The following is a 17,836-nucleotide window of genomic DNA, read 5'->3' as shown; positions in this document are numbered from 1 at the left end:
ATGCCACACTCGTCGAACCGGCAGCGAGTCAGGTACCGGCCTGATGCCGCCGCACGCGACCGCCGCCGTTACTCGTTCAGTATGCCCGCGCGGTAAGCCTGTAGGTCGGTGAATGAGGCCAGGTCAGGCACGGTCCACCCATCGAGGTCGTACTCGCTGAGGCATTGCTCGACAAACGCCTTGTAATCGTCCAGCCGCCCGCTCGCCTGCTGCGCGGCCAGCAGTTCGATTCTCGTGTTCTCGTGGTTGCCGGCATAGTTTCGTTCGTACAGCTCGTGCCGCCCGCCGAACTCGGTGCCCACCGCGTCCCACAGCAGCTTCATCACCTTGACCCGCTCTACCGCGTCGGTACCATTCGCCCCGCGCACGTACTTGTCCAGATACGGTCGTATTTCCGGATTCTTGAAGTCGGCTGCGGAAGAGTTGAGATAGATCAGCCCGCTGGCGACGTCCTGCATCACGATCTCGCGCACCCGCGGGTATCCCGTCTGCATGAACCACCGATACGCCATACCGTACTCCGGATTCGGCAGCACCGCGCCGTTACGCCACGGCACGGGATTGCGCGCCGCCCCGTCGGACAACGCCTGGAACAGGTTGCGCCATGCCAGAATCTCGCCGAGCCGGGACTGCACGCCGCGGAACTCCTGCGTTCCGGTCAACTCCAGCGCCTTGGCCAGCAACCCGGCGATGAACTCCAACTTCACCGCGAGCCGGGTGCACCCGTGGAAGGTGAACCGCTCGATGAACCCGGACTGCCCGCTGAACATCTGGACCTTGCCCACGTCGCCGTAGATGAAGACGTTCTCCCACGGGATGAGCACCTTGTCCAGGATCAACATCGTGTCGTTCTCGTCCAGCCGTGCCGACAGCGGGTAATCGAACGGGCTGCCCATCACGGCCGCGGTCGCGGAGTAGGAAGGGCGGCAGATCAGCTTCATGCCCGGCGCGTCCATCGGTACCGTCGCCACCAGGGCGAACCTCGCGTCCTTGACCGGCAGCCCGTAGTGGGCGATGAAGTTGTAGTGCGTCAGCACCGATCCGGTCGCGACGACCTTCGCCCCGCTGACCACGACCCCGGCGTCGGTCTCCTTCTCCACATGGACGAAGACGTCGGCGACCTGGTCCGGCGGCAGGTGGCGGTCGACCGGCGGGTGCACGATCGCGTGATTCCAGTACAGCACCTTCTCCTGCGACTCCCGGTACCACCGCCGTGCGTTGTCCGCGAACGGCTCGTAGAACTCGGCGTTGGCGCCCAGTGTGCCAAGGAACGAGGCCTTGTAGTCCGGGCTGCGACCCATCCAGCCGTAGGACAGCCTGGCCCAGCCCGCGATCGCCTGCTGAGCGGCTACCAGGTCCTCGGCGCTGCGCGGCGTGGTGAAGAAGCGGTGGGTGAAGCCCTCGCCGCCGGTGTCGGTCGGTGCGGTGAGCACCGGACGGTGCTCCGGATCGTGCAACGCGTCGTACAACCGCGCGGTCATCCGGGTCGCGTTATGGAAAGCCGGATGCTCCGTCACATCCTTGACCCGATCGCCGTATAGAAAAATCTCCCGTCCGTCCCGGAGACTTTCAACGTACTCGTCGCCGGTAAACGGCCGAGAACCCATCGGACATCGTCCCCTTTGTCGCGCGGCGCCTGCCAGTTACTACCGCAAACCTTATCAGCAAGGACCGACTTCGGAATCTTCCTCTGTGCTGGCAACACCGCACGCGAGAAGTTGCGTTCACTCCGGACTCGTACCGACGCCAGAAGTTTCGTACATCAGCAGACAGACCAGCCGGTCCGGAAAGTGTACGAACCGCAATCGGAAAGGTGTCAGCACCAGAACATCGGTGTGATGCTTTCCCTGGTGTGATCGCTCGCCGAACGACCGGTCATCCATGCCAAGAAAAGAGGGATCACTATGATCGACAACGGCAAGCTGACCGTAGATATCGTCCAGCAAGGCATCTGGGACATGCCGCTCGAGTCGATGCCGCTCGCGTCCGGATATCTGAAGGCGACCGCCCTCGCGGACGACGTGCTCGCCACGAAGTTCGACATCAACATCCGCAATTTCCGGGGCGGGGTCACTCTGTCGTCGATGGCGTACCAGCTGTTCAGCGAACGTGTCCCGGACGTCCTGGCGTTCTCGGTGTTCGGCTGGAGCTACCGCGCCTTCGGCGCCCTTGCCGCGACCTTCAAGCAACTCAACCCTCGCGGCTGGGTCATCTTCGGCGGTACCCACGTCGCCAACCAGGCCGAACGCGCCTTCGCGATGTTCCCCGACGTCGACGTGGTGGTGAACGGCGAGGGCGAGATCATCTTCCGCGACCTGCTGCACGCCTACCTCGACGGCGTCGACGACGACACGCTCGCCGCGATCAACGGCATCTCCTACCAGGACGCCGACGGTCACCTTCGAACCACCGCGGACCGGGAGCGGATCGCCGACCTGGACCACATCCCGTCGCCGTTCCTGACCAACGCCCTCGAGATGACCGATGAACACGGCGAGTTCCGCTACGACGTCGCCCTGATGGAAACCAATCGCGGCTGTCCCTACAAATGCGCCTTCTGCTATTGGGGTGGCGCCGTGGGACAGAAGGTCCGGTCGTTCTCCCGGGAGCGACTGCGTGCGGAGCTTGAGTTCTTCGCCAAGCTGCGCGTGCACACGATCGTCGTGTGCGACGCCAACTTCGGTTTGTTGCCTGGTGACCTCACGTTCGTCGATGACCTGATCGAGGTGCGTGACCAGTACGGCTACCCGAGGGCGCTGGAGACGTCGTGGGCGAAGAACAAGTCCAAGACGTTCTACGCGATCGTCCGGAAGATGAAGCAATCCGGGATGCGAAGCTCCTTCACACTGGCCCTGCAGACACTCGACGACAACACCCTCAACCTGATGAATCGCAAGAACATGAAGGTGAACGATTGGGAGGACCTGTCCGAATGGCTCAGCCGCGAGGGCCTGGACTGCTACGCAGAGTTGATCTGGGGCGCGCCGGGGGAAACCGTCGAGTCGTTCATGGCCGGCTACGACAAGCTCGCCCGGCGGGTGTCCCGCATCGCCTGCTACCCGATGTTGCTGCTGCCGAACACCGACTACGGTGACCGTCGTGAGTTCCACGGGATCATCTCGGTGCGCGGCGACAACGACGATTTCGAGTACGTGCTGAAGAACCGCGAGGTCTCCTTCGCGGAGAACCAGGAGATGCAGCGGTTCCTCTTCTGGGCCAGGGTAATCGCCGAGATGGCCGTGCTGCGGTTCGTCTGGGTCGGGCTGCGCGAGCTCGCCGACTTCCGGCAGACCACGGTCCTGCGGAGCCTCGACGAGTGGATCCGGAACACCGACGACCCTGCGGCCGAACCGCTGCTCGCCACGCTGGAAAGTGTCGTCGTGGGCACCGGCGAGGTCGGTGCGGCCATCAGCTACATCTACCGGGAGCCGGACGTCAAGCGGATGCTGACACGCTGGTGGAACGAACGAATCCGCCCGGAGGTTCCCGGGGACGTGGCACCGGTACTGGACGAGATGCTCCGGTTCGACCTGTTGACCCAGCCGATCGCGGCGCCACCGGGCGCCGACCGGCCGGACACCGCCGGGTTGGAGTTCGTGACGGTCCGCGGCGAGGAGTACTACCGGCGCACCGCCCGACTCAGCTACGACATCCCGGCGATCGTCGCGCAGCTGCGGGCCGAGGAGCAGCCGGAGCTCCGTCCACAACCCATCGATCTGGACCTCTACTACAAGCCCGGCTGCGAAAGCGCGGTCGCCTCCACTAATCACGAGACCATCGTGCATTTCATGGCGATGACCGCCGACGAGGTCTTCGCCAACGCCGCCGCCGAGAGCGTCGACGGCGTGGTCGCCGAGCTGACCGGCGACAAAGGCGGTTGCTGAGCGCGTCTCCCGCAACAGGCTGCGGCCCCGTCCGGTGGACGGGGCCGCCGCCTGTACTCCGTGGCCGCTCGGTGGCTCACCGCGGCTCGAGTTCGAAGATCACTTCGCCGACGGCCACACCGATCCAGTGCTTCTCGCGCATCACCCAGCCGCCCTCCTCGAATACCGACTCCCAGTCCGCGAGTGTGGGAAGAACAACCCCCATCAGGTCGTGCGCGACTTCGAAGCCCAATGTGAAGACCGGAAGGTCACGGTCGTCGACCCCGACGGTCTTGGTGGCGTCACCGATCAGGAACCTTTCGACTCGGGGAAAGATCTCACGCAGCCGTCGCAGAGTCTGGACACATCGCTGCCTTGGCCAGAAGTCGTGCCCCATCATGAAACAGGTGAGTAGCTCGACCTCATCGAACTCGGGTCGCGCCGCCATGGTCAGCACATCATCGGCCACCAGTGTGATCCGGTCGGACAGCCCGGCCTTGGCGGTCGCGGCCGCCGCCTCGGTCAACGCCGGCTCGGCGATGTCGATCCCCACGGCATCCGCGTCCGGGAAGCGGGAGAGCAGTTGGATGAGGCGCTCACCACTGCCGCAGCCCAGGTCCGCCACGACGACCGGCGAGCTCTCCATCCGGTTGACGGCTTTCCAGAACCACGGGTCGTAGCAGAACTTGTTCATCTCGCGGCACGAGAAGGTGATCGCCGCCGAGTCGCGCTGGTAGAAGTCGCCCTTCCGGTTGGCCACGGGCAGCAGGTCGGGCATCCGACGAAACAGCTCACCACTACCCATGGTCAACCAGTGGAAGAACGAGCGTGTCCGGTAGACCTCGGCGAAGTGTTCGGTCGGTACGACCTTGCTGTTGATGGTTTCGACGATGTCGACAGACGCCAGCGCCCGGACGACCCCGGACGTCGACCGCAGGTGGAGCCCGCGCTCCGCGGCGAACTCCGGCAGGTTCAGTACCCCATCCTGGTTCAAGACGTCGAGAATGCCGATTTCCCACGCGGCGCCGATGGCGGACGCCGCTACGGCCGAGTTGAAGATGCGCGCCACCGGGTCCCTGCTGTCGTTCATGGCCTGTCAACTACCTTCCAGTTGCGTTGCTGTGCATACGGGTAGGGACCGGAAACCCTCGACGGTCCTGAGTCGGTGGAATCGCCTAGCCGGCCGTGAGCTCTTCCGGGGACACATCGGTTGCCGCCTTTTCCTGGCCGGTCGGCGGCACGTGCCTGAGCAGGGCCATGACGAGAATGGCCACCAGGACGAGGATGCCGACGCTGATCGCCGCGAAGACGTTCATCCCGTCGGTGAAGGCGTCCCGCGCCACGGCGAGCAGCTCGCCGGCCTGTTGCTCGGGCAGGCTGGGTGCGACGGCCACCGCGCTCGCGAGACTCTCCTCTGCGGCGATCGCGGCGGGACCGGGTACACCCGGCGGCATGCTGGAGGTCAGATTGCCGACATACACGGCGGCGCCGACACTTCCCATAATCGCGACCCCGAGCGAGGCACCGGCCTCGTTGGCGATCTGCGCCATCGAGGACGACGAGCTCGCCTTCTCCACCGGAACCGCGTCGACCACCAGGTTGACGCCCAGTGCCAGCAGCGGCCCCTCGCACAGGCCGATGATGCCGAAGCCGACGATCAGCACGACCGGGCTGGAGCTCGCATCGAGTTGGGTGAACAGGGCATAGGCCACGGCGACCCCGAGCACACCCCACCCGATCAGGTAAGCGGGCCGTAGTCGCCGCCCCAGCATCGGTGAGACGGTGCTGCTGAACGCGGCGACCACCATACCCGGCACCAGGCACAGCGCCGCCCGCAGCGGCGTCATACCGGACACCGACTGCAGGAACTGGGTGATGAACACCATGCTCGCGGCGCCGACGATGCCGAACAACAGCAACCCGATCAGCATGACGCTGAACGAGCGGTTGCGGAACAGTGCCGGATCCAGTATCGGCTCGGCCAACCACCCCTGCCTGCGGACGAACAGCACCCCGAGTCCGGCGCCGGCGACTCCGACCAGGACAGGCACCACCTCCCAGCCGTGCCGGGCGACCTGCTTGAGCGTGTAGGTCATTGCCAGCATCGCCCCCAGCGACAGCGCAACGCTGATGAGGTCCGGCCGGCCGACTTCGGGATTCTTGAACTCGGGCACCAGGATCGGGCACAGCACGAGCAGCAGGACCATCACCGGCACCGCGAGCAGGAAAACCGACCCCCACCAGAAGTGCGCGAGCAACACTCCACCCACCACCGGGCCGAGCATCGCGCCGACCGTGAATCCGGCCGCCCACACGCCGACGGCAACGCCACGCTGCCGGGGATCCCGGAACATGACGCTGATCAGCGCGAGCGTGGACGGCGCCAGTGTCGCTCCGGCGACACCCAGCAGAGCGCGCAGCACGATGAGCATCTCCGGGCTGGTGGCGAACGCCGAGGCCAGCGAGGCCACGGCGAAGCAGGCCGCGCCCGTCATCAACAGCTTCCGCCGACCGATCCGGTCGCCAAGCATTCCCATCGTAACCAGGAAGCCACCGACCATGAACCCGTATATATCGAGGATCCAAAGCTGCTCGGTCGTGCCGGGCCGTAGGTCCGCGGACAGGCCGGGCAACGCAAGCAACAGCACGAACATGTCGAAGGTGATCATCAGGACTGCCAGGGTCAGCACGGCCAGTCCGGCCCACTCCCTGGCCCCGGCGGCCCTGCGATGTGCGTCGTCGACGGTCACTTTCTGCAGTTCCTCTCGTCGTCGCCAACCGTCTGAGCCACAGGTGCCCCTATTTCTGTACACTTCCAGCTCTCGATCGAAACCAGCATCTCCAGGCTTGCGATTATCCTCGCCGCGATCGCACTGGCCGATGCGTCGAGCGCAGCAAGCTCCGAGAAGACACTGCGACGAAAGTGCGACACATTGGAAAGGACGTTCCGGTTCGGGGAAGACATCCAACGGGTATCCCCGTTTGCCGAGGAGGAATAATTGGCCAGCATCCTGGGTAGGGTCCGGCGGCGTATCCTCACGCCGAACGTGTCCGAAACACATCTCGAGTTCCGTGGTTTTCCAGAGAAGAACCAGCAGTCCCGGGAGTTGCTGGAAACCGCAGGAGGCTCGTTCCTCACCGGCTTCGCGTACGCGGCCGAAGCGGCTTCGGTAGTAGAGGTCGAGCAAAACCTGGAAACGGTCGAGCGGGAGTTCCAGGGTTTCGCATACGAGGGCGCGGGAATGGCCTTCGCGATCCGGGACGGGTTGCCGGTCGGGCATCGCCACCACGTCGTGGACTTTCTCTCCGGTCCGGCGAAGGAGCACACCTACATCACGTATGTCGGGGTGGGTTGGGCACTGGCTCGGCTACCGAAGTTCTGCTGGCCCGCGGTGACAAGCGGCGTAACTGATCCACTACTGCGCTGGCTGGTCCACGACGGGTACGGGTTCCATCAGGCGTACTTCCGGACAGAGAAGTACGTGAACCAGCAGTTCCGGGAGCAGGACTTCGGCTGGCCGGACGACGGCCCTCAGGGGTACGCCGGGCGGGCCATCGACCAGGGCATCGGACGGGCCATGTGGTTCGTCGGCGGTACGGACGTCACCCTCGTGGCCAACATGATCAACAAGTTCGACGCCGACCGCAGGCCCGACCTGTTCGCCGGCGTTGGTCTGGCCGCCACATACGCCGGTGGCGCCGGCGAGCCGGAACTGCGCACGCTCGCCGAGCGTGCGGGCGACTGCCGGGCACAACTTGCCCAGGGCAGCGCGTTCGCGGCTTCCGCGCGAGTGATCGCGGGCCTGGTGACCCCACACACCGAGCTGGCGACCCGGGTGCTCTGCGGCGTCACCCCGGAACACGCGGACCAGATCTGCCAGGAATCCGTCCCGGCCGAGCACACCACGGGGTCGGAAGGCGGGAAACCCGCGTTCGAGGTCTGGCGGCAGCGGATCGCCGACAAGCTGGTCGCCGCGGCACGGAGCCCGAGCTGACCGTCGTGGCCCGGTTGATCGCGCCGCGACGAAGGTCCTGACCACACCGACACAGAGGGACATGCGGTGAGTCCGGTAGTTCTCGGCAAGGCGTTGCGCAGGTCGCTCGAGCAGGTCCGGTACGTCACACCGGTCAGGTTCGGCGCTTCCGGCGGGCTCACCCGCGCGGTGTACCGGCAGGTGGAGCGGGAGTTCGGGATGCTGGCGCCACCGGTCGCGCTGCATTCCCCCGCACCCGAAGTGATGGCGGCGAGCTGGGTCCTCCTGCGCGAGACCATGATCGCTTCCTGGCACGCCCCGCGATCGGCGAAGGAAGCCGTGGCCAGCACGGTGTCGGTGAACAACGCCTGCCCGTACTGCGTTGCCGTGCACGGCGCAACACTGAACGGGCTACTTCGCGATCCGACCGCGCAGGCGATCTCGGAGAACCGCTTCGACGACATCATCGACCCGGAGCTGCTGGCCGTCGCCACGTGGGCGAGAACAGGGAACCCGCCGCAGGCCGCGCCCCTACCGGCTGCGCAGGCACCCGAGCTCGTCGGCGTCGCCGGGACGTTCGAGTACTTCAACCGCATGGTGAACGTATTTCTCGACAAGTCACCATTACCGTCGCACGTGCCGGCCCGGATGCGCGGGACCATGCTGCGCCTGCTGAGCGTGCTCATGCGGGGTCCGGCGGGCCGGCAGCGCGCTCCCGGCACGTCCCTCGACTTGCTGGGCGCCACCGAGCCGTCGCCGGACCTGGCGTGGGCCGCCGATGCCCCGCACATCGCCGGTGCGTTCGCCCGCGCGGCCGCGACCATCGACGTCGCCGGTGAGCGTTCGGTGCCGGAACCCGTGCGGCAGCTGGTGACGGCCAGGCTGGCCGGCTGGGACGGCGCGCCCACGGGGCTCGGTCGTGCGTGGCTCACCGAGGCGGTGGCCGGTCTCCCGCCCGCCGATCGTCCAGCCGGCCGCGTCGCCCTGCTCACCGCCCTCGCCTCCCACCAGGTCGGTGACGCGGACATCGAGGAGCTTGCGCGTTCCGGCGCGGACGACCGGCGAATCGTCGAGGTCGCCGCGTGGGCCAGCCTCGCCGCGGCGTCGAGCCGCCTCGGTCCACTCCTGAAGTCCTACCGCTGACCCGTCCGGCCGAGGGCGCCTTCGGGACGTCGTCTCGAAGGCGGCGCGTACACCGTCGGACACGCGATTACTTCTTCGTGGTTGCCAGGTGAGAGCAATCAGATAGATGCCCCCGAGTGACCGGTCCACTACCGTTGTATTCGAGTACGAAACTGGGAGCGAGCAAGGTGTTTTTCCGTATTTTATGACGGAAAAGCAAGCTGCACGGAACGGAGTTTTGGTTCCAGCAGGCGCGCATACAGCAGCGAAGCTCGAACAAGTGTCTCCATATTGTTCCATATTCACCGTAGTGCGATAAGGACGCATCGGCTCTTCCCATGGTCACACACCGGAGGGAAATTGCATGCATAAACACGCCGAAGAAGCGATCAACATGATGTGGCAACGCTACGACGAGCCATTGACGATGACCGACTTGGCCGGCGCAGCACTGCTGAGCAAGTTCCATTTTACCCGAGTATTCCGCATGGAAACCGGAACCTCCCCCGGACGCTTTCTCGCGGCCGTCCGATTCTACCGCGCCAAGCACCTGCTGTTACGCACGTCGCTGAGCATCACGGACATCTCCTACCGCGTGGGATACAACAGCCTCGGCACGTTCACGGGTCGGTTCGCCAAGTGCGTCGGCCTGGCGCCGGGACAGTACCGGCACCTCGCCCGGACCGGGATCGGCATGCTGTCACCGCCTCGCCGAACGGACGACCCGGCACAGTGCGGCACGGTACTCGGCAAGCTGCACAACCCGTGGACCGACCGGCGTATCCGGGTGTACGTCGCGGTCTTCAGCAGCCCGATTCTCCAGGGCATCCCGGTGGCGTGCGACGTCGTCGAGAACTCGGACCACTACCTGCTGAACTCGGTACCGCCCGGTGACTGGTACGTGTGCGCGGCGGCGGTGGAAGCCGACAACTTCGACACGGCGCCATGGGACCGCAGGCCGGTATTCTTCGGCTCGAGTGTGCCGGTTTCGGTGCGCCCGGGCGTGTCGTACAAGGTGGACATGACACTCCATCAGACCCGGCCCGTCGACACGCCCATCCTCGTGGTGATACCCGAGCTGGACAGCTGCCGGCCGCCGGTCGAGGTCACCACCGTGCGCCAGGCGCAGTGACACCGCTCCGGTGTCGAGAACCTGATACCGCGATGGCCCTCCCTGGGTTTCCCAACGGAGGGCCATCGGCAGCTCTTACGGTCGACGCACGACGGTCTACGAACCGCGGTAGCCGCCGCCGAAGAAGAGCAGCGGCTCCGATACCGCGCCACACTCGATCGTCAGCACGGAACCGAGGAAAATCGAATGGTCGCCACCGTCGTACACCGCGGCGAGCCCGCATTCCATCCAGGCGACGGCATCGGCAATGAGCCGGACCCCGGTATGCCGGCCGGTCACCCAGTCGATGACGGCGAACTCGCCCTCACCGCGCGGCCGGGCGCGGTTGGCGAAATGTCGGGCGATCCATTCCTGCTCGGCGGACAGCACTGACACCGCGAAGGCGTCGTTCGTCAGGATGGCTTGGTGCATCGAGCTGGCTCGTCGCACGCACACCAGGATCGTCGGCGGCTGTAGCGACACCGAAGTGAAGGCGTTCACGGTCATCCCGCGCGGCATGACCGGGCCCGCGGTCACAACCGTGACGCCTGTGGCGAACTTGCCCAGCACGCCGCGAAGCCGCAGCGGGTCGTGGACAGCCCCGGACTGCACGGGTGGTCGCTGATCGGTCTCACGCATGGGTCAACCGTTCCTTACCGAGGCGACCGCCCGCGCTCCCGGCGCCGAGTCGGCCGTGTAGGGCACCAGCGCGTCGCGTAGTGAGGCTGGCACCTTGATCGGCCGGGAACCAGTGTCCTGCCCGCCGATGCAGGCCACCCGCTGCCGTCCCCGTGCCACCAGCTCTTCGCCGCCGTCATCGTGCAACTTGACGTAGTCGAACCCGAACTCGATCTGTGTCTGCGTCAGGTCCACCAGCCGCATCCGGATGGACAGCTCGTCGAACAGTGCGAGCTCGGCGAGGAACTCACACTCGACCTTGACGGTGAACAGGATCATGTCCGCGCCGAAGTTCGCCAGCACATCCGGCGCGTTCTCCCTGAGGAACATCTCCCGGCACTTGCCCTGCCAGCGCATGTAGTTGACGAAATAGACGTTGCCGACGACAGTGGTCTCCTCGAAGCCGACCAGATGCCGCAGCTCGTAGTACGGCGCCATGATCAGTCCTCTCCTCCGGTCACCATGCCGGGCGCCAACGGATCGGCGAGCCCACCACCCGGTCCTCGCTCGACCTGTGGACACCCGTCCGGCCGGCGCACCTTCCCGACCGCGATTTGCTCGCTCATGATGACGATGTCTCCCCGTTGCTCAGAAGGTTCGTTCGGATCTTCGTGGCCCGCTGCTCTCTGCGCCGGCGCCTGAAATGCGCCCCCCACCAGCCGAGACCACGCGCCAGGCAGACGATCGCGGTCGCGAAGAACATGGTATAGACCACGTCGAAGACCATGAGCACCCCGTAGACGGTGGCCACGGAGGCGCCGAACATGAACTGGTTGCGTCCCTTCATGGGCGTCGTGCCAGGATCGGTGATCATATAGTTGGTGAACAGCACGAACGCGATACCGGTCATCACACCCAACGCCCCGTACAGCGACACGTCCCAGATCCAGTGGCGAACGAACGCCTGGATGGCGAACCCGCCGAGCCAGCCGACGATCAGTGGGATGCGCTTGGTCAGCAGGCCATTGATGGTCGTACCCGCGGTGATGATGATGATCGGGATCATCACCCGCCAGAACGTGTTGGCGTTCTCGCTGAACTGGTACGGCGGCGCGAGGCTGACCCAGCTGCTGAACGCCACGAGCGTGACGGCGATGCCGCAGTTCGACGGGTTCATGTAGTGCCGTATCCGGCCAGCGATCGGTGCCCACAGGACGTACTTGGCGCCCACACCGACTATCACCCCGAAGGCGATCGGCCAGAACTGGTTGTTGGCGTACAACAACATGTTCACGGCGATAGCGGTGATGTGCGAAGGCAGCAGGAACTCGTACAGCCCACGGCCACCGCGGCCGACGTACCGTGGCTCCCGGCGGTAGGCCCACGCGGTGACCTTCTCGAACACCAGTTCGGCCGCATAGCCGGTCAGCACACTGAGTATCGGCCATAGCCACGGTTGCTCGAATCCGAGCAGGGCGTAGCCGAAGATGTTGAATACGGAGATCGACAGGGCGAAGTTGCGCAGCGCCAGGTAGCGGGGGTCGGGCTTCGCCGGTGCGGGGGGTGAGGCAGGCGACGGGGCGACGGGAGCGGCCGGGGGCTGCCGGACGGTGGTGGTCATCGGCTCGAAACCTCCTGCACGGTGTTCGACAGCACGAGTGAGTATGTGCCCGGCCTGAGTTCCACGGTCTCGTTCCGCAGCTGGCCGTCGGCGTCACGCCAGTTCAGGTGCGCTGTCACCGGACCGGTTTCCTCGCCGAGACCGAACCGGACCTCGAAGCTGCGGAAACCACTGTGTCCGCCCCCGCCATCCAGCTGGGATACCTGGGTACGACCGTCCGGCGTCGTGACGGTGACGGTCGCGCCGTAGGCCGGCGCACCGACACCGGAAAGTCCGGTACGTGCGCCGGACGTGGTCCCGTCGCCTTCGGGCGGTTGGTACAGCCGCAGGGTCAACGCCGAACCACGGTCCGGTGACTCGTTGGCGTAGAACGACGACGGCCCCCACTGCCGCGCGACGGCGAAGTCCAGCGCACCGGTGCCGGTCGTGTCACCGGTCGCGATGGCTCGCGACGGGATCGGCACGTCGAGACCGAGCTGCTCGGCGACGTCGACGTACCTGCCGTCCGGCTTCTTGGCATAGAAGGCGAGCACATCGTCCCCGGCGAGGTCATCGCCCTGCCGCATGTTCGGCCACATGCTCGGGTTGCTCACCAGGACGTCGTTGATGGTCGCCAGTTCCTGCAGCCAGTTCCACCGGTTCCGGTCGCCCTTGATGAAGCCGGTCGACTGGACGACGGCCAGGTTGCCGTCGTTGAGGAAGTCACCGAACTTGACGTCCCAACACCACCCGGACCACGCCAGGCCGTAATCCTCCGCCTGCTGGGTGAACGGTGCGTCGCCCGCGGCGAGCCGCTCACGCATCTCCTCGTGGTCGCGGGTCTGGTTCTCCCAGAAGAAGTTGCTCTCCTGCAAGCCCCATGGGACGGTGATGTTGCTGACCACGATGTCGAAGCGGCCCTTGCCGCTCGGGTCACCGAAGTCGACACCCATACCCTTGAACGAGTCGTCGCCCAGCACGAACGACTTCGGAGTGATCGCCGAACCCGACCCCTCGGCAAGGCCGAACCTGATCCGCCCCGGGGTAGAGCGGTTGTGCAGTAGGTGATCGTGGCCGAAGTCGTTGGCGATGTAGACCTCGGGCAGCCCGTCACCGTCCAGGTCCGCCCCGGACACGGCGAGGGTCCAGCCGGTGGCCGCCTCGTACGGAACCGCCTCCGGCTCCGGCACGTACGAGACGGACGGTTCCGGGCCGGACGTGGCCGCGTGCCAGCGCAGAATGTGCCCGCCGCCGCCATTGGTAGCGGTGGACATCGACAAGTTCATTTCGACGTTCTTCATACCGTCGGAACCGAGGACGTCCGAGTCTGGGAAGTAGTTGCCGATGAATATGTCCGGGCGCGCGTCGCCGTCGTAGTCATCGACGTGGACCGCGTCGGTGTTCCATTTGGGACCGTGATAACGGCCGTCCGCCGATTCGGACGCGACCAGTTCCTGCCGCCGGTAGGCGTCATTGCTCACCGAGGTTGCGTCCGACTTGGCCAGGAACAGGATCGGTGTACGTCCCCAGTAGGTGACCAGCAGGTCCATCCGACCGTCCATGTTGTAGTCGCCGGGGGTGCAGCCGGTCGGCGCCATAGTGTCGTCGAACGGCAGCGGTGCGGCGTCAAGAACGAACGGGCTGAACCGGTCCTCCTGCGGAGCCGTCGGCGTGTGCGTGACGATCACGTCGTCGGTCCTCGGGTCCACGAGGCACAGTGAGCTGGCCCGACCGTTCCCGGTGAGGTCGTTGATGGCCACGGACGCGCCGATCGCGGAGATCCAGGATGCGATGTGCTGGTAGCTGGGGTTTACCTGCCGGATGCTCTTCATCGGCTGCTCGTTGTAACCGTCCGGCAGCGGAATCGGCATTTCCCGGAACTTGTAAGGCTCGGCGGTCTGGTCCGCACCGTCCACCGCCACCGCGCTCTGGCCGGCCGCATGGAGCGCCACAAGCGTGATAACGACGGCGAGAATGGGAACCGATTTTCGAGCACGGTCAGCTGGCATTATCGCTGCTCCTCGAAAATTTACGAAAATACTGGCAGTTAGCAGCAAGCACCCGAGGGTGGGCCGGCGCGGATTAATCTGCGCTAACCACGACGGAATGGAGTCGCTCGCGTCGAATTGTTTACTCGGCAATAACTATTGAAACATGCCCAGTATTCTCGACAAACTCCCAGATTGCTTGGAGACCCTGGACCGCCGGGCTGGAAAACCAGCGTTGCGGCGATGTCACGCGGCATCGGGAAGGTGAGCCGTGACCAGCATGTATTCGACCTCGATCGAGGTCGTCATCTGTTCGAGAATTCCGGTGGCCTCCGGGCCCAGCTCGGCGACCAGCGCGTCGTAGTGCTTCCGGATACCCGCCGCTATCCGTTCGCCGGTCTGCTGGGTGTTGGCGGTGATGTCGAGCACCTCGATGTCGGTGAAGCCGGCGTCTCGCACCCATTGCAGGTATTGCTCCCGAGTGGGCAGCTCGCCCATCTCCATCGTGTCGAGCATCTCGGCGCGGGCCTGGTCGGTGTCCGTGACCTGCCGGGTGGGCTGCACGACGTCCGTGAACATCAGCCGGCCCCCGGGCTTGAGCACTCGTGCTATCGACCGCAGGCCACGGGGCCGGTCGATGTTGATGAAGGACTCGACCACCCACGCGGCGTCAAAGGAGTCATCCGGGTACGGCATGGCCAGCGCGTCGATCAGCTCGATGGAGACCAGGTCATCGACGCCCCGCTCCCTGGCGCGCCGCCGGAACCCTTCGATGTGCGACCGGCTGATCGCCACACCCACCACCGTGGCCCCGGTCTGCTCGGCCAGCTGGAACGCGGGTGCACCGACGCCGCAGCCGACGTCCAGCACCCGCTGGCCAGCGGACACGCCCAGCTTCTTGATCATGACGTCGTTCATGCGCCACTGCGCGACCTCGTTGGACGAGGCGTCGTGCTCGGACTCCCAGTAGCCGGCGTGGTAGTTGTCGCCCCAGACTGTCGAGAGGATCCGGCCGGCGACATCCTGCAGCTTGGCGACGTCGGACTCGGCCGGAGACTGGTCCGTGGTCATCTTCCCCTCCAACGGGTCGTCGTCTCGAACACCCATGGTCGCAGGGGCGACACGCTCGATCACCTTCGAGAATGCGGCCGCGAACGGGCACGACTCCCACCCGAATGTCACCCGTTCGGAGTAATTACGCAGTCCACCGACGGCGACTGTTGAATCGCCTGCCGCCCGTTCGTCGCGTATGTAGACCCACACTTCACACGCCGAAACCGGAGGACTCCAGGGTGACTATCGAAGAAGCCCCGCCCAGGGCCGGACGCCGGGAGTGGGCCGGCCTCGCGGCTCTGGCCCTGGCCACATTGATGATCACGTTCGACATGTTCGTGCTGCTCCTGGCGCTGCCCGAGATCACGGCCGACCTGCGGCCCAGCACCGTCGAGCAACTGTGGATCCTGGACATCTACGGCTTTCTCGTCGGCGGCTTCCTGATCACGATGGGCACGCTGGGGGACCGGATCGGCAGGCGGAAACTGCTGATGATCGGTGCGGCGAGCTTCGCGGTCGCCTCGTTGCTGTGCGCGTTCGCCCCCACCGCCGAGCTGCTCATCGTCGGCAGGGCCCTGCTGGGCATCGCCGGATCGACTCTCGCGCCGTCCACGCTGGCCCTGATCACCAACATGTTCCAGGACCCGAAGCAGCGAGGCGTCGCGATCGGCATCTGGGCCGGCGGGTTCACCCTCGGCTCGATCCTCGGCCCGGTGGTCGGTGGCGTGATGCTCGCCCAGTTCTGGTGGGGCTCGGTCTTCCTGCTCGCGGTGCCGGTGATGGTCCTGCTGCTGGTGGTCTGCCCGCTGCTGGTCCCCGAGTTCAGGAACCCCGACGCGGGCAAGCTGGACCTGACCAGTGCGCTGCTGTCGGTGCTCGCCATCGTCGCATTCATCTATGGCCTCAAGGAGGTCACCCGGCACGGTTGGCAAGTGCTGCCGATCATCGTCGGGGTGGCCGGCATCGTGCTGGCGCTGGTCTTCGTGCGGCGACAGTTGCACCTTACCGACCCGTTCATGGACCTGCGCCTGTTCGACAACCGCTCGTTCAGCACGATGCTGGTCGGCCTGGTGCTCTACGCCCTCATCGGCGGCTCGAGCATGTACTACATCACCCAGTTCCTGCAGTCCGTGTCCGGCATGACACCACTGATGGCCGCGTTCTGCCTGCTACCCGGCATGGTCGTGGCGACGATCAGCGCCACCGTCGCTCCCCTGCTCGGGCAGCGGATCCGGCCCGCCTACCTCATTTCGGGTGGCATCGCCGGTATTATCATCCCGTTCGCGATGTTCTCCCAGCTGGGTACGGATTCGAGCCCGACCACGCTGATCGTCGGCTTCGCGATCATGGGCCTGTGCGAAGGCCCGTTGCTGTCCCTTGGCACGAACCTGGTGGTCGGCTCGGCACCACCGGAGAAGGCCGGCTCGTCGGCGTCCATGACACAGGTCGCCAACGAAGCGGGCAGCTCGCTCGGCGTGGCCGTCATGGGTAGCGTCGGCGCCGCCGTCTACGTCGCCCAGCTCGACGACACCGCCCCCGCCGGCCTGAGCGGCGACGCCGTCGAAGCCGCGCGAGAGAACGTCGCCAGCGCGTTGACCGTGGCGTCCGACCTGCCCCCGCAGCTGGGCGACCAGCTGGCGACCGCGGCGAAGGACGCGTTCGCCAGCGGTATGAATGTCTTCGCCATTGTCTGCATGGCGATCCTGGTCGTCGCGGCCGTCGTGATCGCCGCCCTGCTCAAGCACGTACCGCCGACCGGTGCGGAAGAAGCCGGCACGGACGACACCGGTGCGGACGACACCGGTGAGGCGTCCGCACCGGCCGATCCGAGCGCGAGCTCCACGGACCAGGCCGACGCCAGGCCCGCGAACTGACCCACCCACCCCCAGTTGTCGGTCCGGCGCTCAGCGAACCACCGGACCGGAAAGAAAAAGGAAGGAAGTTATGCGAAAGCTCGTCATGTACATGCAGTCGACCCTCAACGGCTATGGTGCCGACCCGGGGGACGAGATGTTCTGGGCGCACATCTCCGACCAGACGTGGGAGTTCACCAACTCGCTGCACGAAACGTGTGACGCCATCATCATGGGTCGGAAGATGTACCAGGACTTCCTGGGCTTCTGGCCGGAGGCGGCCAAGGACGAGTCGGACTCGCACGTGGCCCGCCACGCCCGCTGGCAGTACGACCTCACCAAGCTGGTCGTCTCGACGACCCTGACCGAGGCCGACCCGTCGTGGCCGAACACCCAGATCCTCGGTAGCCTCGACGACGTCAAGACGCTCAAGGAGCAGCCCGGTAAGGATATCCTGATCGCCGGTGGAATCGGGATCACGAAGGCTCTCGCGAAGGCCGGCCTGATCGACGACTACCACATTCATCTGAACCCAGCCACCATTCCCGACGGGACGTTGTTGCTGGACGCACGCCTCGATCTGAAACTGGCCGACGTGAAGCAGCACGACACGGGTGTCGTGGCGCTGCACTACAAGCCCGCCTGAGCTGGTCA

General features: G+C 65.6%; 15 protein-coding genes. 6 read left to right on the top strand and 9 right to left on the bottom strand.

The annotated features are described in order from the left end of the window. Window positions 1–68: 68 nt before the first annotated feature. Window positions 69–1,607 carry a 4-hydroxyphenylacetate 3-hydroxylase family protein gene (locus FB471_RS25215; RefSeq protein WP_142000823.1) on the bottom strand — a complete coding sequence of 513 codons (1,539 nt, stop codon included), beginning with the start codon at window positions 1,605–1,607 and terminating at the stop codon, window positions 69–71. 297 nt (window positions 1,608–1,904) lie between these two features. Between FB471_RS25215 and FB471_RS25210 the strand changes: the two genes are divergently transcribed. Beyond that, a complete protein-coding gene (locus tag FB471_RS25210) occupies window positions 1,905–3,884 on the top strand; it encodes a KedN5 family methylcobalamin-dependent radical SAM C-methyltransferase (protein ID WP_142000822.1) in 1,980 nt (659 codons plus the stop codon). Between the two features lie 76 nt (window positions 3,885–3,960). Here FB471_RS25210 and FB471_RS25205 read toward each other — a convergent pair whose 3' ends face one another. Further along, entirely contained in the window at window positions 3,961–4,953 is a 993-nt protein-coding gene (locus tag FB471_RS25205) for a methyltransferase domain-containing protein (RefSeq protein ID WP_142000821.1), read from the bottom strand. Between the two features lie 85 nt (window positions 4,954–5,038). Further along, complete coding sequence (locus FB471_RS25200) at window positions 5,039–6,613, bottom strand: MFS transporter (protein WP_246076578.1); 1,575 nt, start codon at window positions 6,611–6,613, stop codon at window positions 5,039–5,041. Window positions 6,614–6,874: 261 nt separating this feature from the next. Here FB471_RS25200 and FB471_RS25195 point away from each other — a divergent pair, with 261 nt between their 5' ends. The 3 genes from FB471_RS25195 (at window position 6,875) to FB471_RS25185 (ending at window position 10,091) form a co-directional block, all read left to right on the top strand. Next, window positions 6,875–7,858: a DUF1702 family protein gene (locus FB471_RS25195; RefSeq protein ID WP_281287443.1), complete on the top strand. Its 984-nt coding sequence runs from the start codon at window positions 6,875–6,877 to the stop codon at window positions 7,856–7,858. A 66-nt stretch (window positions 7,859–7,924) separates the two neighbouring features. Continuing rightward, window positions 7,925–8,980 carry a carboxymuconolactone decarboxylase family protein gene (locus FB471_RS25190; RefSeq protein ID WP_142000819.1) on the top strand — a complete coding sequence of 352 codons (1,056 nt, stop codon included), beginning with the start codon at window positions 7,925–7,927 and terminating at the stop codon, window positions 8,978–8,980. A 343-nt stretch (window positions 8,981–9,323) separates the two neighbouring features. Further along, entirely contained in the window at window positions 9,324–10,091 is a 768-nt protein-coding gene (locus FB471_RS25185) for a helix-turn-helix domain-containing protein (protein ID WP_142000818.1), read from the top strand. 96 nt (window positions 10,092–10,187) lie between these two features. Here the strand turns inward: FB471_RS25185 and FB471_RS25180 are convergent, their stop codons facing one another. From FB471_RS25180 to FB471_RS25160, 6 genes are all read right to left on the bottom strand, one after another. Beyond that, window positions 10,188–10,709: a flavin reductase family protein gene (locus FB471_RS25180; protein WP_142000817.1), complete on the bottom strand. Its 522-nt coding sequence runs from the start codon at window positions 10,707–10,709 to the stop codon at window positions 10,188–10,190. Between the two features lie 3 nt (window positions 10,710–10,712). Continuing rightward, window positions 10,713–11,186, bottom strand: coding sequence for an acyl-CoA thioesterase (locus tag FB471_RS25175; RefSeq protein ID WP_142000816.1), 474 nt, complete (start codon window positions 11,184–11,186; stop codon window positions 10,713–10,715). A 2-nt stretch (window positions 11,187–11,188) separates the two neighbouring features. Continuing rightward, a complete protein-coding gene (locus FB471_RS35560) occupies window positions 11,189–11,314 on the bottom strand; it encodes a hypothetical protein (protein ID WP_281287421.1) in 126 nt (41 codons plus the stop codon). Beyond that, complete coding sequence (locus FB471_RS25170; RefSeq protein ID WP_142000815.1) at window positions 11,311–12,309, bottom strand: enediyne biosynthesis protein; 999 nt, start codon at window positions 12,307–12,309, stop codon at window positions 11,311–11,313. Before FB471_RS25170 ends, FB471_RS35560 begins: the two co-directional genes overlap by 4 nt. After that, on the bottom strand, window positions 12,306–14,345 hold the full coding sequence (locus tag FB471_RS25165) for a CRTAC1 family protein (protein ID WP_246076576.1): 2,040 nt from the start codon (window positions 14,343–14,345) through the stop codon (window positions 12,306–12,308). The genes FB471_RS25170 and FB471_RS25165 overlap by 4 nt, the downstream gene beginning before the upstream one ends. 177 nt (window positions 14,346–14,522) lie before the next feature. After that, window positions 14,523–15,347, bottom strand: a complete 825-nt coding sequence (locus tag FB471_RS25160) for an SAM-dependent methyltransferase (protein ID WP_170220926.1) — start codon at window positions 15,345–15,347, stop codon at window positions 14,523–14,525. Between the two features lie 149 nt (window positions 15,348–15,496). Between FB471_RS25160 and FB471_RS25155 the strand changes: the two genes are divergently transcribed. Together FB471_RS25155 and FB471_RS25150 are read left to right on the top strand one after the other, a co-directional pair. After that, window positions 15,497–17,203, top strand: coding sequence for an MFS transporter (locus FB471_RS25155; protein WP_246076575.1), 1,707 nt, complete (start codon window positions 15,497–15,499; stop codon window positions 17,201–17,203). A gap of 70 nt (window positions 17,204–17,273) precedes the next feature. Next, window positions 17,274–17,828, top strand: a complete 555-nt coding sequence (locus FB471_RS25150; protein ID WP_142000812.1) for a dihydrofolate reductase family protein — start codon at window positions 17,274–17,276, stop codon at window positions 17,826–17,828. Window positions 17,829–17,836: the final 8 nt, after the last annotated feature.

This window comes from Amycolatopsis cihanbeyliensis, from assembly GCF_006715045.1.
GTDB lineage: Bacteria > Actinomycetota > Actinomycetes > Mycobacteriales > Pseudonocardiaceae > Amycolatopsis > Amycolatopsis cihanbeyliensis.
Note: the sequence above shows the minus strand (reverse complement) of the source record. Positions and strands in the feature narration are given on the sequence as shown.

Bases quoted from the DNA above. Each gene is read 5' to 3' on its own strand.
- FB471_RS25215 (WP_142000823.1), bottom strand. From the start codon at position 1,607: ATGGGTTCTCGGCCGTTTACCGGCGACGAGTACGTTGAAAGTCTCCGG.
- FB471_RS25210 (WP_142000822.1), top strand. From the start codon at position 1,905: ATGATCGACAACGGCAAGCTGACCGTAGATATCGTCCAGCAAGGCATC.
- FB471_RS25205 (WP_142000821.1), bottom strand. From the start codon at position 4,953: ATGAACGACAGCAGGGACCCGGTGGCGCGCATCTTCAACTCGGCCGTA.
- FB471_RS25185 (WP_142000818.1), top strand. From the start codon at position 9,324: ATGCATAAACACGCCGAAGAAGCGATCAACATGATGTGGCAACGCTAC.
- FB471_RS25180 (WP_142000817.1), bottom strand. From the start codon at position 10,709: ATGCGTGAGACCGATCAGCGACCACCCGTGCAGTCCGGGGCTGTCCAC.
- FB471_RS25175 (WP_142000816.1), bottom strand. From the start codon at position 11,186: ATGGCGCCGTACTACGAGCTGCGGCATCTGGTCGGCTTCGAGGAGACC.
- FB471_RS35560 (WP_281287421.1), bottom strand. From the start codon at position 11,314: ATGAGCGAGCAAATCGCGGTCGGGAAGGTGCGCCGGCCGGACGGGTGT.
- FB471_RS25170 (WP_142000815.1), bottom strand. From the start codon at position 12,309: ATGACCACCACCGTCCGGCAGCCCCCGGCCGCTCCCGTCGCCCCGTCG.
- FB471_RS25160 (WP_170220926.1), bottom strand. From the start codon at position 15,347: ATGACCACGGACCAGTCTCCGGCCGAGTCCGACGTCGCCAAGCTGCAG.
- FB471_RS25150 (WP_142000812.1), top strand. From the start codon at position 17,274: ATGCGAAAGCTCGTCATGTACATGCAGTCGACCCTCAACGGCTATGGT.